Origin of the sequence: Chthoniobacter flavus Ellin428 (genome assembly GCF_000173075.1) — a bacterium.
Taxonomy (GTDB): domain Bacteria; phylum Verrucomicrobiota; class Verrucomicrobiia; order Chthoniobacterales; family Chthoniobacteraceae; genus Chthoniobacter; species Chthoniobacter flavus.
In genome coordinates this window covers 110,339-124,029 of sequence record NZ_ABVL01000015.1, presented here as the reverse complement: position 1 = coordinate 124,029, position 13,691 = coordinate 110,339, and the positions used below count along the sequence as shown (strand labels likewise).

Annotated in this window: 10 protein-coding genes and 1 tRNA gene; 7 read left to right on the top strand and 4 right to left on the bottom strand. The window is 60.2% G+C overall.

Annotated features, from left to right (window positions below; all coding sequences use genetic code 11):
* Window positions 1-66: 66 nt before the first annotated feature.
* The 3 genes from CFE428DRAFT_RS21660 to CFE428DRAFT_RS21650 all read left to right on the top strand — a co-directional run bounded on the left by CFE428DRAFT_RS21660 (window position 67) and on the right by CFE428DRAFT_RS21650 (window position 4,132).
* Window positions 67-738, top strand: a complete 672-nt coding sequence (locus tag CFE428DRAFT_RS21660; RefSeq protein WP_006981790.1) for an NF038129 family PEP-CTERM protein — start codon at window positions 67-69, stop codon at window positions 736-738.
* A gap of 281 nt (window positions 739-1,019) precedes the next feature.
* The gene (locus CFE428DRAFT_RS21655; RefSeq protein WP_006981789.1) at window positions 1,020-2,339 is read left to right on the top strand and encodes a DUF4159 domain-containing protein; all 1,320 of its coding nucleotides are present in this window, start codon (window positions 1,020-1,022) and stop codon (window positions 2,337-2,339) included.
* Window positions 2,340-2,359: 20 nt separating this feature from the next.
* Window positions 2,360-4,132 carry an FG-GAP repeat domain-containing protein gene (locus CFE428DRAFT_RS21650; RefSeq protein WP_006981788.1) on the top strand — a complete coding sequence of 591 codons (1,773 nt, stop codon included), beginning with the start codon at window positions 2,360-2,362 and terminating at the stop codon, window positions 4,130-4,132.
* A gap of 163 nt (window positions 4,133-4,295) precedes the next feature.
* Here the strand turns inward: CFE428DRAFT_RS21650 and CFE428DRAFT_RS21645 are convergent, their stop codons facing one another.
* The 3 genes from CFE428DRAFT_RS21645 to CFE428DRAFT_RS21635 all read right to left on the bottom strand — a co-directional run bounded on the left by CFE428DRAFT_RS21645 (window position 4,296) and on the right by CFE428DRAFT_RS21635 (window position 9,169).
* Window positions 4,296-4,955 carry a hypothetical protein gene (locus CFE428DRAFT_RS21645; protein WP_006981787.1) on the bottom strand — a complete coding sequence of 220 codons (660 nt, stop codon included), beginning with the start codon at window positions 4,953-4,955 and terminating at the stop codon, window positions 4,296-4,298.
* A gap of 119 nt (window positions 4,956-5,074) precedes the next feature.
* Entirely contained in the window at window positions 5,075-8,125 is a 3,051-nt protein-coding gene (gene secA / locus CFE428DRAFT_RS21640) for a preprotein translocase subunit SecA (RefSeq protein WP_006981786.1), read from the bottom strand.
* Between the two features lie 312 nt (window positions 8,126-8,437).
* Window positions 8,438-9,169 (bottom strand): L,D-transpeptidase family protein, encoded by a 732-nt coding sequence (locus tag CFE428DRAFT_RS21635; RefSeq protein WP_006981785.1) that lies wholly within the window; start codon window positions 9,167-9,169, stop codon window positions 8,438-8,440.
* 137 nt (window positions 9,170-9,306) lie between these two features.
* On the opposite strand from CFE428DRAFT_RS21635, the gene CFE428DRAFT_RS21630 reads away from it, so the two are divergent.
* Window positions 9,307-9,387: transfer RNA gene (locus tag CFE428DRAFT_RS21630), tRNA-Leu, on the top strand.
* Between the two features lie 212 nt (window positions 9,388-9,599).
* Here CFE428DRAFT_RS21630 and CFE428DRAFT_RS21625 read toward each other — a convergent pair.
* Window positions 9,600-10,376, bottom strand: coding sequence for a PEP-CTERM sorting domain-containing protein (locus CFE428DRAFT_RS21625; protein ID WP_006981784.1), 777 nt, complete (start codon window positions 10,374-10,376; stop codon window positions 9,600-9,602).
* Between the two features lie 242 nt (window positions 10,377-10,618).
* Here CFE428DRAFT_RS21625 and CFE428DRAFT_RS21620 point away from each other — a divergent pair, with 242 nt between their 5' ends.
* The 3 genes from CFE428DRAFT_RS21620 (at window position 10,619) to CFE428DRAFT_RS21610 (ending at window position 13,670) form a co-directional block, all read left to right on the top strand.
* Window positions 10,619-12,733: a sulfatase-like hydrolase/transferase gene (locus tag CFE428DRAFT_RS21620; protein WP_006981783.1), complete on the top strand. Its 2,115-nt coding sequence runs from the start codon at window positions 10,619-10,621 to the stop codon at window positions 12,731-12,733.
* A gap of 68 nt (window positions 12,734-12,801) precedes the next feature.
* Window positions 12,802-13,260, top strand: a complete 459-nt coding sequence (locus CFE428DRAFT_RS21615; protein ID WP_006981782.1) for a hypothetical protein — start codon at window positions 12,802-12,804, stop codon at window positions 13,258-13,260.
* Window positions 13,257-13,670, top strand: coding sequence for a 3-hydroxyacyl-ACP dehydratase FabZ family protein (locus CFE428DRAFT_RS21610; RefSeq protein ID WP_006981781.1), 414 nt, complete (start codon window positions 13,257-13,259; stop codon window positions 13,668-13,670). Before CFE428DRAFT_RS21615 ends, CFE428DRAFT_RS21610 begins: the two co-directional genes overlap by 4 nt.
* Window positions 13,671-13,691 lie beyond the last annotated feature (21 nt).

Sequence of the window (13,691 nt, the reverse complement as noted above, 5' to 3'; positions counted from 1 at the left end):
TGCGGCCGCGCCCGGAGTCCGGCTCCGGCGCGGTCGCCCACCACTTTCACACTCTTACTCAATTCAATGAACGCTTACTTCTCTCGCAATCTGACCAAACTCGCTCTGGCCGTCGCGGCGGTGCTGACGCCCGCGGTGACTCACGCGAATAACTTCAACTTTCACGTCGACCTCAATGTGGCGAGCCTCGTCGGGGCTCCAAACTCGCCCTTCTTTGTCGACTTCCAGTTGAACGAAGGCTCGGGCACGCTGCCGAATTCGGTTTCGCTGAGCAATTTCGTCTTCACCGGCGGTAGCGCGTCGGGTTCGGCCACGGCCTTCGGTCTGGCGACCGGCGATATGGGCTCGACGATCACGTTGAACGACAACTCGTCGAATCAATTCAACGAGATCTTCCAAGGCTTCACGGCGGGAACGACGGACATTCAGTTCGACGTTTCGGTGAGCCAGAACGCGCCGGGCGTGACGCCCGATGGCTTCCTCGTCTCGATCCTTAACAGCGACACGAACAACCCGGCCATCGGCACGACGGATACGACGAATTCCACGATGCTGACCCTGCCGATCAGCGCCGCGAATGCGCTCGGTGACATCCAGACCTTCACCAGCACCTCGCCCTCGGGCGCGACGGCGAACGTGACCTCGCCCGTGCCGGAGCCGACCACGGTGGCCGCGATGATTGGCGGTCTGGGTTGCCTCATCGGTCTCCGCCGCCGCGGCGTGCAGGCCTCGGCGTAAACGACGCCGGTTCGATTCAAATCCCCTGTCCGTCCAGGCTCGTGGAAAGGGCGCGCGAGCCGGCGGACAGGGAGCGAGATGACGTCCACCGATTTGCGGTGGGCGTCATTTTTTTTAGGGGATAGAATCTGTCCCGGATGGCTGGCGGCGTGGATGCTTTGCGTTCCGGAGCGCGGAGGAAAGAGATGAGCTTTCAGAGAGAGAGGCGCTCCGGCGAGGCTTGGCCCGGCGAGTGCTAAAGGGCGGCACGTGATCTTTGCCTCGGTCTGACCCATTAGCCTATGAATGCCATTGCCTCCCTTCGTCCCTCTCATCAGCAGCCCAAGCGCGGATTTCTGGACGCGGTGCTCGAGTATTTCTCGCGAGCGCAATTCCTCACCATGTCCGCGCTGCTGCACGCGATCTTGATCATCCTCCTCGGCGGCACGGTGCTGGTGACACAAATGGTGGAAACGCCCGACTTCGCCGCCCCCGGTGGTTTGACGCAGCCCGAGCAAACGGTCGAGATGCCTCCCGCCGATCCGCGGTTGCAACCCCTCGATTCCTCACAGGCGAAGGTCGAGATCTCAAATGTCCCCATGGCACCGTCGAAGGTCGCGATATTGACGACGACGGGACTGACCCCCACCACCTTCACCGCGAGTCCGCTGGCGACCACCAAGCCGGCGATGATTGCCGACGTGCTGAAAGATCGCGCGGCGCCGAAGCTGCCGGCGAATGGCTCCGGTCTGAGCGCGGACGTCGCCAAACGCATTTCCTCGTTTACCTCGGGATGGGCGGTGGGCGGCACGAAGAGCTTCGGCAAGCCGCTGAAGGAGCGCGAATTCGTTTTCACCGCTTATCTGGCGAAGTATCAGGGCGGCGATTGGGATTCCACGGTGCGCCTGGAACAGGACGGACGCATTTGGGCGGGAAGCCTGCCGAATCTGCTGTACATCATCTCGAAACTCTCGAAAAAGAAGATCAACGCCGAGCCGCAGGTGCAACCGCTCGACCTGTCGAGCGACGAGATTTTCGTCAAGAAGCCGCCGTTCATCTGGTTCACCGGCCATCGCGATTTCAAGCTCACGGACAAGGAGGTGGAGAACCTCGGCGAATATCTGCGGCGCGGTGGTTGCATCTGGGGTGATAGCTCGCTGCCCGGACAACGCTCCCGTTTCGACATCGCCTTTCGTCGCGAGATGCTGCGACTCGTGCCAGATCCGAATCAGCCGTGGAGGGAGCTGCCGCCGAGCCATCCGATCTTCACCCACGCCTGGTATTCGGAAATCAAGAACGTTGCGCCGGGAGTCAACTACTACGACGAACCGATCTACGCGCTGATGGGCTACGGCGGGGAAATCGCGGTGCTCTACACGGCTAATGACTACGGCGACATGTGGCAGTTTGGCATCGACGAAAAGGGGAACATCGACCTTACCCGCGATGAAAAGAAGCGCATGGTCGCGGTGAATGAGGACATGTGGTACCGCCGCAATCTCTACTACCGCAACATCGATCCCAAGTCGCTCGATGCCACTTACAAGTTCGGCACGAACGTCATCATCCACCTGCTGACGCGCTGGGAGGACAAGCTCCGCAACGCGCCGCAGATGAACTGAGCTTCCAAAGGAAACCGATTATGAAACGTATCCTCCTGACTCTGCTTTTCGGCTGCGCAACCTCCAGCGCCTGGGCGGAGCCGCAAAACCTCATTACCAATGGCGATTTTTCGAAATTCACACCGGTGGACAATCTGTGGGAAGGCGTGGATGGCTCGGGATTTCTCGCCGGCTTCCGGCGCAGCACCTACGCCACTACGGAATCCGGCAAAGTCGGAGGGCAGGAAATGCCCATCTCGGACAGCATCGTGGATATCAATGGGGACGGCCTGCCGGATCTCGTTACCGCCGATCCCGCGGGCGTGCTCCGCGCCTACATCAATAGCGGAACGAAGACGGAGCCGAAGTTCACGCATGCCGAGATCATTCCCATCTTCCCGCCGCAGATCGCCAAGGACACGGTGTATGACCGTAGCTGGTGGACGGGGCCGCACAGCGTGCCGAAGATCGCGCTTGATGATTGGAGTCACAACGGAAAGCTCGACCTGCTCATCGGCAACTACTGCGGTGATATCTTGCGCGTACCGAATACCGGGAGCAAGCAGGCGCCCGTTTTTGCACAGCCGGGCAATTACGACCGGGTGAAGATTCCCTTGGCCGGAAAACGCCCGTGGGGAAATCTCTTCGCGCCCTGCCCGATTGATTGGGACAAGGATGGAAAGACGGATTTGCTGATCGGCGAGGGCTCTTATTCGGCGAATGCCGTATACGTACTGCTGAATCAATCGAGCGGTAGTGAGCCGAAATTCAATGACGAGCATCGCTACTACCTCTGCTATGGCGACGGGCGCGAACAACTCGTGCCCACCGTGGCCGATTACAATGGCGATGGCCTGCCGGACGTGATCGTCGGAGATCGGAAAGGGACGGTGGGTGTTTATCTCAATCCCGGTGGCTGGAAGCCTGGCACGGAGCTGCCGCTGGCGGAGATGATTCACTTTGGCAATCGCGACTCGCTAGGCACGCCGGTCGCGCCGCACGCCACGGATTTCAACGGCGACGGGCTCTTCGACCTCATCATCGGCCAGGGCAATGGCCGCATCTCCCTCGCGGTGAACAAGGGGACGAAGACCCAGCCAAAATTCGAGATGCCGGTGGAATTGCGCGGGGAGAAATACTTCAAGGAGAAGATCAATCAACCCGACTGGTGGAGCTTCGACGCGGGTAACGATCGTGGCAATCTGTATGCCTATGTCTCGGTCGATCCCAATGAAGCCAGCCCGGGCGGGGGTAAGGTGCTCAAGGCCGGTTACTTTCCGTCACCGAACAAGGTCTTCAAGATGTCCTCGCTCTCCATCAATGGGCGGGACGACGCGGATTTCTTCCGTTACTGGCGTGATGAATGGGTGCCGGTGGATGTGCACTGGGCGAGTCATGGGCGCATGGCGGATTCATTTCTGCTGCGTCAGCAATTGGGTGACCTGAAGGTGGGGACGACCTACAAACTGACGTTCAAAGTCAAAGGCAAGGGGATCACCGATGGCGTTTGCACGGTGGCTTATCTCGGTGCGGCGGAAAACGTGGCGACCAAGTTCCAAAAGAACGATCGCGGCGGGGTGAAAGCGCAGAAAGACGAAACCCACGAGGAAGTGAACGAGAAAGTGGCCTTCAGCAGCGGGAACGAATGGAAGAGCATGGAGAAGACATTCACCGTGAATTTCAAGGAGCACGGCCTCAAGAAGCTGCCGACGACGACCCTGGCGATGGTCGAGTTTAAGTTCGTGCTGCCGCAATACGGCGCGGATTGTGAGATTTGCGACGTGCAGTTAGTGGCGGCTCCGACGGGAAAGTAATGTTATAAGCTACGCAGGGGCGCTGTCGGAAATTACCTTCGCGGGAGGCTCTATCTGCGAAGACGACGGGGGCCAGTCGTCCGCAACCCGCGCTAATAAAAAAAAGGGGGACGCCCGCATTGAGCGGGCATCCCCGTAGAGATGGGTGAATTTAAGTGCTGGTTTAGGCGGCCAGCTTGTAAGTCGCCGGGGCGACCTTCTTGATCTTCGGGTGCTTCTTGCCAGTGGTGGCGAACCAGACGGCCACATTACGATAGTTGCTGCCGACCTTGTCCGAGAGATCCTTGATGGAGATGCCGTTCGCGCCCGCTTCGCCCAAGACTGCGAGGACGTTTTCCGAGAGCGCGCCGCGCTTCACACGGCCGCCCTTGCGCGCCTTGCTCCTGGCCTTGGCCGGAGCCGCCGCGGCGACCGGCGCCGACTTGGGGCCGTGGCCATTCAGACGATAGTGACCGCCCGCCACCTTCACAATGCTGGGCATGCGCTTGGTAGTGGCGTGAAACCACGCATGGAGATTAGCCGCCTTCGTGCCGAGGCTTTCGGCAAGTTCCGTCACCCGCACACCCGCATGGCCGGCAGACTCGAGGGCCGCCATGATCTTTTCCTTGAGCGCGCCGCGCTGGGAGCGGCCCTGGGGAGCGCCCGTGGCCACCGCCTTGCGGGCCGCCTTGACGATGGCCGAGGGTTCCTGGCCGAGGACCTGATTGCTGATTTTCGAAATCTGTTCCTGGATATCGTCGATCTGTTGCTGCAAAGCCACGCGCTTTTCCTCCAGCGCGAGCAAGGATTTCAGATGGACGGTGCGATTTGAGGTGTTGGACATAGGGCACCTATTAGTCAGTCAACTAATAGCTGCAAGGGAAAATGTTATCATAATCCCAAGATCATACGAATTGGGGCATAGTCGGAACAATAACTCCGGCTAAAGAGTTACCCGTATTCCTACGCTATCCGGCCGCAGCAGCTCTTGAATTTCTTGCCGCTGCCGCAAGGGCAGGGGTCGTTGCGGCCCACCTTTAGTGCCTCGCGCTGGGGCTGCGCTTTGCTGCCAATGGCATCGTCGAGGGACAAGCCGGAGGCGCCATTCCCATCATGCCGCTCCTCGTTGCTGACCTGCGATTCCAAGGCGCGCGTCGGATGCGGGCGCGGGCTCGCCGGACGCTCTGGGCCGACGCCCTGCGTCTGCTGCGCACCGGTTTCGTCGGAGCTAATGAGGAACTGCGGCAGGTTCTGCAGGAACTGACCGAAGGCTTCCAGATTCGCCGTCGAGCGGAAGAGATTCTGCACGATTTCGTTTTTGATGTTGGTCATCAACTCCGCGAACATGTCATAGGCTTCCGCCTTATACTCCACGAGCGGATCCTTCTGGCCATAAGCCCGTAGGTATACGGCTTCGCGCAAGGCGTCGGTAGCATAAAGGTGCTCCTGCCAGAGGCGATCGACCGCGTTGAGAATGATATTGCGCTCGAGATAGCGCACCGCTTCCGGCGGTTCGTGCGAGCACTTCAGTTCGTAAGTCTTCTTGATCCGGTCGACGAGGAATTCACCGATCTCCGCGGGCGTCTTGTGATCGAAGCCAGCTGCTTCCCGGTTAATGCCGATCGGGAAGGTGGTATTCACCCAGTGCAGCAAGCCATCCGGGTTATGTTCCTCGCCGTCCTCGGGCAGGAATTGCAACACCTTCGCCGGAATCGCCTCCTCGACGACTTCATAGAGCAGCGGACGCGGATCCTCTGAATTGATGCCGTCGTTGCGGAAGGAGTAGACCACCTCGCGCTGCTTGTTCATCACGTCGTCGAAATCGAGCGAGCGCTTGCGGATGAGGTAATTGCGCTGCTCCACGCGCTTCTGCGCGGTTTCGACCGATTTGTTCAACCACGGATGCTCGAGCTCCTGGCCTTCTTCGAGGCCGAAACGCTCCATCATCTTCGTCATGCGATCGGCGGCGCCGAAGTTACGCATCAGATCGTCTTCAAAGCTGACGTAGAAACGCGAGAGACCCGGGTCGCCCTGACGCGCGCAACGGCCGCGCAACTGGCGATCGATACGCCGCGATTCGTGACGTTCCGTGCCGATGACGTAGAGTCCACCGACTTCCGTTACGCCGGGGCCGAGCTTGATGTCCGTGCCGCGGCCCGCCATGTTCGTGGAAATAGTCACGCTGCCCGGTTGGCCGGCGCGCGAGACGATTTCGGCTTCCTGCATGTGATACTTCGCATTCAGTACCGCGTGCGGCACCTTCTCGCGCTTGAGCATGCGGCTCAGGACCTCGCTGGCTTCGACGCTCACCGTGCCGACGAGCACGGGCTGATTCCGCGCGTGCGCATTGACGATCTCCTTGACCACCGCGTTGAACTTCTCACGGCGCGTCTTGTAGATGAAGTCGTTCATGTCCTTGCGGATGCAAGGCCGGTTCGTGGGGATGACGGCGACGTCCAGCTTGTAGACGTCGCTGAATTCATTGGCCTCGGTCTCCGCAGTGCCGGTCATGCCCGCGAGTTTGAAATAAAGGCGGAAGTAATTCTGAATGGTGATCGTGGCCAGCGTCTGCGTCTCGCGCTCGATGGTGACGTTTTCCTTGGCCTCGACCGCACCGTGCAGGCCGTCGCTCCAGCGGCGGCCGGTCATCTTGCGGCCGGTGAATTCGTCGACGATCACGACCTTGCCTTCCTCGACGACGTACTGCACGTCCCGCTCGAACAGGCAGTAGGCGCGGAGGAGCTGCGAGATATTGTGAATGCGCTCGCTCTGGTGATCGCAGTGCGCCTGGCGCTTCTGCTTCTCTTCGATCTTCTGCGCGTCGGTCAGGCCGGGCGTCTGGTCGATCTCGGCAAATTGCGTAATGAGGTCCGGCAGCACGAAGGCGTCCGGATCATCCGGGTTCATGAAGTCGCGGCCTTGCTCGCTGAGGTCGGCCTCGTGCGCGCGCTCGTCCATGGTGAAGAAGAGCTCTTCCTTGAGCGCGAAGAACTCTTCCTTGCGCGTATCGCCGTAGAAGGAGAGCTCCGTCTTGTCGATGACCCGGCGGCGCTCCGGATCTTCCATCATGCGGAGGAAGCCCTTGTTGCGCGGTTGGCCGAGCTTCACCTTCACCATGAGGCGGCCGGCTTCCTCGGTCTTGCCCTGCTTGAAAAGCTCCTCAGCTTCGGAGACGAGACGATTGCAGAGCATGGTCTGCTTCTTCACGAGTTGGTCCACGAGCGGCTTGTATTTGTCGTACTGGTGGGTGGAAACCGTGGCCGGTCCGCTAATGATGAGCGGGGTGCGGGCTTCATCGATGAGGATCGAGTCCACTTCGTCGACGATGGCAAAATGATAGTCGCGCTGCACCTGCTGGTCCTTGCTGGTGGCCATGCCATTGTCGCGCAGGTAATCGAAGCCAAACTCCGAGTTCATGCCGTAGGTGATGTCGCAGTAGTACTGCGCCCGGCGCTCGGTGGGATACTGGTCGTGCTGAATGATGCCGGTGGTGAGCCCGAGGAATTCGTAGAGCTTGCCCATCGTCTCGCCGTCGCGGCGGGCGAGGTAATCGTTCGTCGTCACGAGGTGCGCACCCTTGCCGGTGAGCGCATTGAGGAAGAGGGGCAGGGTGGCGACGAGTGTCTTACCTTCACCGGTGGCCATTTCCGCGATCATACCGCGATGCAGGCAGATGCCACCGATGAGCTGGACGTCGAAATGCACCATCGCCCAGGTGTAGGGCTGATCGCAGACGCTGTAGGTCTCCTTGCGCTCGGTCATGCGCCGCGCGGCATTCTTCACCGCGGCGAAAGCCTCGGGCAAAATCTCGTTCAGCACGACCTGTTGCTCAGCGGGTTCTTCGATCTTCGCGAGGCGCTCCTTCCAGCCGACGACCTTGGCCCGCAGCTCGTCGTCGCTGAGTTTCTGGAACTGGACTTCCAGCTCGTTGATGCGCGCGACGACCGGCCGCAGACTCTTGATGAGGCGCGTATTTTTCGAGCCGACGATTTTCTTCAGGATCCAGTTGATCATGTGGGCGTTTTTTTAGGGGCGTAAGACATACGGCGTGAGCGAGAGGCGTGCAAGCTACGTGTAGGCGAATATTAGGGGGTGGCGTTTAATGTTAAAATTGGCATCGCCTCTCTGAAGGGGTGACAGGGTGTCACAGTGGAGAGAGGGGCCATATCGAGGGCGGCTCTTGCTCTTAATCTTAATCTTAATCGTAATCTTGATCCTGAACGGGCCGACGGAGGATTAAGATTACGATTAAGATTAAGATTAAGAAGAAGCCCGTTCGTTCGCTGTCCGGTGCTCGTGGAGAACGCGTCTTTCGATCGAACACTCTCAGAACCCGCTCAGACTTTCCCTCACGATCGTGGCAGGCAGTTGAATGAGGACGGGATGTTTCGCAGCATCCAACCAGTGAAACAATTCCAGCAAGTCGTGCCGATGCAAGGCGGTGCAGCCGAAGGTGCCGGCGTTGTCGCGCGCGGTCCACAAATGAATGAAGATGCACGAGCCCGCGCCGGGAAGGTGTTGTGGATTGTGCGCCACCATCAGGCCGAGTTCGTACTCCGGAATCGCGTTCATGTGCTCCGAGGATTTCCAGTCGGGCTTGGCGATCCGGGCGCGATCGACGATGCAATTGTAATAGTGCGAGGCCGGATCATCGATTGCCTCGGTCGTCGGTGTGAGTTGCTGATACGGCATGTGCAGCCACGGCATTTCCTCACGCCGCGCGCGTCCGAAAACTGGGCCGATGGCAAATACGCCGGCGGGTCCGCGCAGATCGCCTTCCTGTTTGCGCGGAGCATCCACTGGGGCGGAGGAGTGCAGTCCAGCGCCCCAAGCCATCCCGTGCCGGCCGAGCACTACTTCTGCCGGTGCGCCGACGGCCTGCCATGGTTTGTGCGCATCGGTTCGCTCAAATCGGCGGAGCGTGCCCGCGGGAGCGGACCAGTCGCGGCTCTCCACGAGGACGACCTGGCGGCAATTGGCAGGGATCGCGTTGGTGAAATCCACGCCGCATGCTGAAGCCGCAGCCATGCAGAAGGCGAGAAGGGAGGTGAAGCGCATGATTCGTTAGGTGTCCCAATGCCTCTTTAGGGCGGAAACATGCACGCCAAAACCGATTTCAAATTTTTGTGCAATTTCTGTGAAGAAACGCTTGCGCTCCCAGAATCGGATGCTAGACATTTCGCCCTCTCGCAAAAGCTCGGGTGGTGAAATGGCAGACACGTACGTTTGAGGTGCGTATGCCGAAAGGCGTGGGGGTTCAAGTCCCCCCCCGAGCACTTTTTCTTTCTCGGAAAAGTGAAATTGCTAACGAAAGAGTGACCTCGCGGAGCTCGGTCGTGCTAACGACGCTTGGGTTTAGGGCGCTATGTGATCGGCGTGGTATCGCCGAAGTTTTCTCACGCACCAGATGGCGTCTCCTCCTCGTGGGGTATTCCTCGGCTCCGCTCTAAATGACAACGCGGAGAGAGCGCGTTGATTCCACAATTCCTCAGGCGCCGATTGCCTTCCGCCGGCGGCTGAAACCACCGAGCGCGAGAGCGCCGATGAGCAGGGTGCCGGTGGCCGGTTCTGGCACGGCGGAAATCGAGACGGCCTGGATGCCGACATGGCCGCTGGTGGTGGTGTTGGTGCTCGTGTAAGCGATGGTCAGCAGATCGGAGGCACTGTCGGGCTGGTAAAAGACGGTGAAAAGAGTCGCGTCCTTGGGCGTAATGCTGGAGTAGGCCTGACTGGTGAGTGTCACCGGAGTGGCGTTCGGCAGCGTGAGCGTGAGGTTGCCGGTGGCCGCAAAGCCGCCCGCCCAAATATCGAGCTGCAGGAGCTGGGTGGGATCGCCTTTCACCTGGAGTTGGACGCCTACGTTGGAAAAGTTGAGGTCGTTATTAAAGACGAGGCCGGAGGTGCCGCTGGCTGAAGCCGGGCTCGATCCATCGCTGTAGCTGAAGGTCGTTGCCGTGGTGAGTGATGATCCGCGGACGAAGTTGCTGGTCGACTGACCGACGACCGACACGGGCGTGATATTCACGCTGTGCAGCCCGAGCGGGTCGCTCGCTTTCCAATTCGTGGGCGCGAACGAGCTGACGGCCGTGCTACTCATGTCATTCCACAGCGCCCAATCGATTCCGCCGGTCCCGGTCAGGTTTGCATTCAAAGCGCCGGAACTCGAGGTGCCGGCGACGATGCCGGAGAGCGTCGAAGCTGTCGCGGAAGCGGCCAGCAGCCAGCTGAGGGAGAGCGCGGTATAGAAAGCGGAAAGGGATTTCATGAAAATGTCGGGGCGAGGTGCCACGGCAAACGCGGACGCTCTCTCGATTACTTCCAGTCGGCGGACAAAATGCAACGACGCTCGCGAACCGCAAGCCACAAATACGTGGTCTTTCGCTGTGGCAGAATCCCCGATTCCTAAGAAATCGGCTGCTCTGGCATGAACGAAGAATCCGGTTCTTTACCGCAGCACCCGAAGGGCCGGAGAATCCCCGTCGAATTCCAAATCCCCCGATCCATCTCATGAAATCCGCCTTCGCTCTCGCGCTCGCTCTTTGTTGTGCTACGCCGCCGGTTTTGCTCGCGGTGGAAAAAGCGCTGCGGCCCAATATCGTCTTCATCCTGGTGGACGATATGGGGTGGGGCGACTACGGCGTCTTCTACCAGAATGCGCGGAAAGCCGCGAATGACCGGTCGCAGCCGTGGCATTCCACACCGCATCTCGATACGCTGGCCATGCAGGGTATTCAGCTTCCCAATCAATACGCCTCCACGCCGGTGTGCGCTTCCTCGCGCTCTTCGCTGTTGCTCGGTGTGACGCAGGGGCATGCGAATGTGCGCGACAATCAATTCGACAAGGCGCTGGAGAATAATCACACGCTGGCCTCGGTGCTCAAGGGCGCGGGTTATGCGACGGCCGCCTTTGGCAAATGGGGGCTGCAAGGCGGGCCAGCAGAGAAGGACCCAGCCTCGAAAACGGCGACGCCCGCGCAGTGGCCGGGCTATCCGACCAAGCGCGGCTTTGATTTCTATCTCGGCTACGTGCGGCATGTGGATGGGCATTTCCACTATCCGAAGGAGGATGGGCGGCAGGTCTGGGAGAATGACCGCGAAATTTCCGCCGACCTCGCCGGATGCTACACGGCGGATCTCTTCACCGCGCGGGCGAAGAAATGGATCACCGACCAGCACACCGCGCATCCGGACCAGCCGTTCTTCTGCTATCTCGCGCTCGATACGCCGCATGCGAAGATCCAGTATCCGCCATGCGCCTTTCCCTCGGGTGGCGGTACAAAGGGCGGCCTGCAGTGGCTCGGCACGCCGGGACACATGATCAATGCCGCCGAGGGCACGCCGGATTCCTACTGCTACCCGGAATACGCGAATGCCACCTGGGACGACGATCACAATCCCGCTACGCCGGAGAAGGCGTGGCCGGATGTGGACCGCCGTTACGCCACGGCGGTGCAGCGCATCGATGATTGTGTGGGCGATGTCGAGCAACTGCTCAAGGATCTCGGGGTCGACGATCACACGCTGGTCATTTTCACGTCGGACAATGGGGTGAGCAACGAGTCCTATTTGAAGGAGCCATTTACGCCGCAGTTCTTCCGCAGCTTCGGGCCCTTCGATGGGATCAAACGCGATTGCTGGGAGGGCGGGGTGCATGTGGGCGCGGTGGCTCGCTGGCCGAGCTTTATTCCGGCGGGTACGGTGAGCCACGAGGCGTCGTCGCATTACGATTGGCTCACGACCTTTGCCGAACTGGCTGGCGTGCCCGTGCCGGCACGAGCGGATGGCGTCTCGCTGGTGCCGACGTTGCGCGGTCACGAGCAGAAACGGACGACCCCCGTTTACATGGAATATTTCATGCGCGGCAAAACACCGAATTACGCGGAATTTCTGCCGCAACATCGGGGACGGGTTCGGGATCAGATGCAGGCGATCCGCATCGGGGATTACATGGGTGTGCGCTACGCGATCACCAGTCCCACGGCGCCGTTCGAGATTTACAACGTGGCGACCGATCCGCAGGAGGGAAAAAACCTCGCTGATACCGGAGGCGAATTCACGGCGCTGCAGCAGCGGATGCAGGACACCGTACGTTCCGTGCGGCGTCCCGACTCCGGGGCCCCGCGGCCGTACGACGATGAACTGCAGCCGGCCGTCAAGCCGGTGACCGTGCCGGGAATAGCCTGGAGCGCAGTCGAAATGGCCGCTCCGTGGGTTCCCCGGTTGGATGACTTGAAGCCGACGGCCCAAGGCACCGCGGCGAATCCCGATCTCAAAGTCGCGCCGCGCAAGGATGATGTCGCGGTGCTTTTCTCCGGCTATGTGGAAGTGCCGGAGGATGGCGAATATCAGTTCCACGTCGCGGCGGATACGGGTGCGCTGTTGCGCATCGGGGGAGCGACGGTGATCGATGCCGACTTCGGTTACGAGAGCGGCCAGGACAAGAGCGGCACCGTGCGGTTACAAGCCGGGCGGCATCCGTTCCGGCTTTACTATGTGCGGCGCGAAGCCGGTGAACCGCGGCTGACCTTCCAGTGGAATCGTCCGGGACAGGCACCGCAGGACATTCCGCCGGGCGCGTTTTCTCACAATGTGATGGCAGCGAAGAAAGCGAAGGCGAAGTAGGCTGCCGCGACTACTGCAATTGAAAAAACCTCTGGTGTTGTTTCCATCGCGTCTCTATTTGGAAGCCCATGACTCTGCGCCTCCTCGCTTGTGCCTTAATCTTTGTCGGACTGGTCGGTTGCGAAGCTCCGTACAAAAAGAAAGACGACGAAGAAAAGAAACCGTTGAAGGATCAGAGCAACGACCAAAGCTTCCAGTCCTTTCTCGGGCGCCTGCGGATCGCCGTGGCGAAGCATGACACGGCCATGCTTTCGACGTTGATGACCAACGACTTCGGCTACCGTTGGGACGACGGCCCTCCCGGAGAAGATGCGTTCCTCTATTGGGATCAGCACCACCTTTGGGGGCAACTCTCGGAAATCTTGAAGAAGAAATTCGGTCCGCATGATCTTTATATGGTCGCGCCGTTGGAGGCGATCTCCGATGCGAACTACAACGGCTATCGCGCGGGTGCGCGGGCCGTGCGCGGCAGTTGGAAGCTGGCTTACTTTGTGCCGGCACCGCCCGCCGGAACACAGCCGCAGTGAGCAGTCGCGATCCCATCGCCTGCGGCCTGCCGCATCGCGAACCGTTCATCTTCATCGACTCCGTGGTGCAGGTACAGCCGGGGGAGTCGGCCGTTTGCGAAAAGAGCTTTCCGCCGGAGGAACCGTTCTTTCGCGGCCATTTTCCGGGCAATCCCTTGGTGCCGGGCGTGATCATCGCCGAGGCGCTGGCCCAGACCGCGGGAATCGCTGCCGGGCAACCGGGCCGCAGCTTTCACCTCACCGCGATCAAGGGCATGAAGTTCCTGCGTCCCGTGAAGCCGAGTGAAGTGCTCGCCCTGCACGCCCGCAAGATCGGCGCGGTTGGAACGCTATGGCAGTTTGAAGTCACCGCGCGGGTGGGCGAGGACGTGGTGGCGGATGGGGTAGTGGTGTTGAGCGAGGCAGGCTGAAGTAATCAGTAATCAGTAATC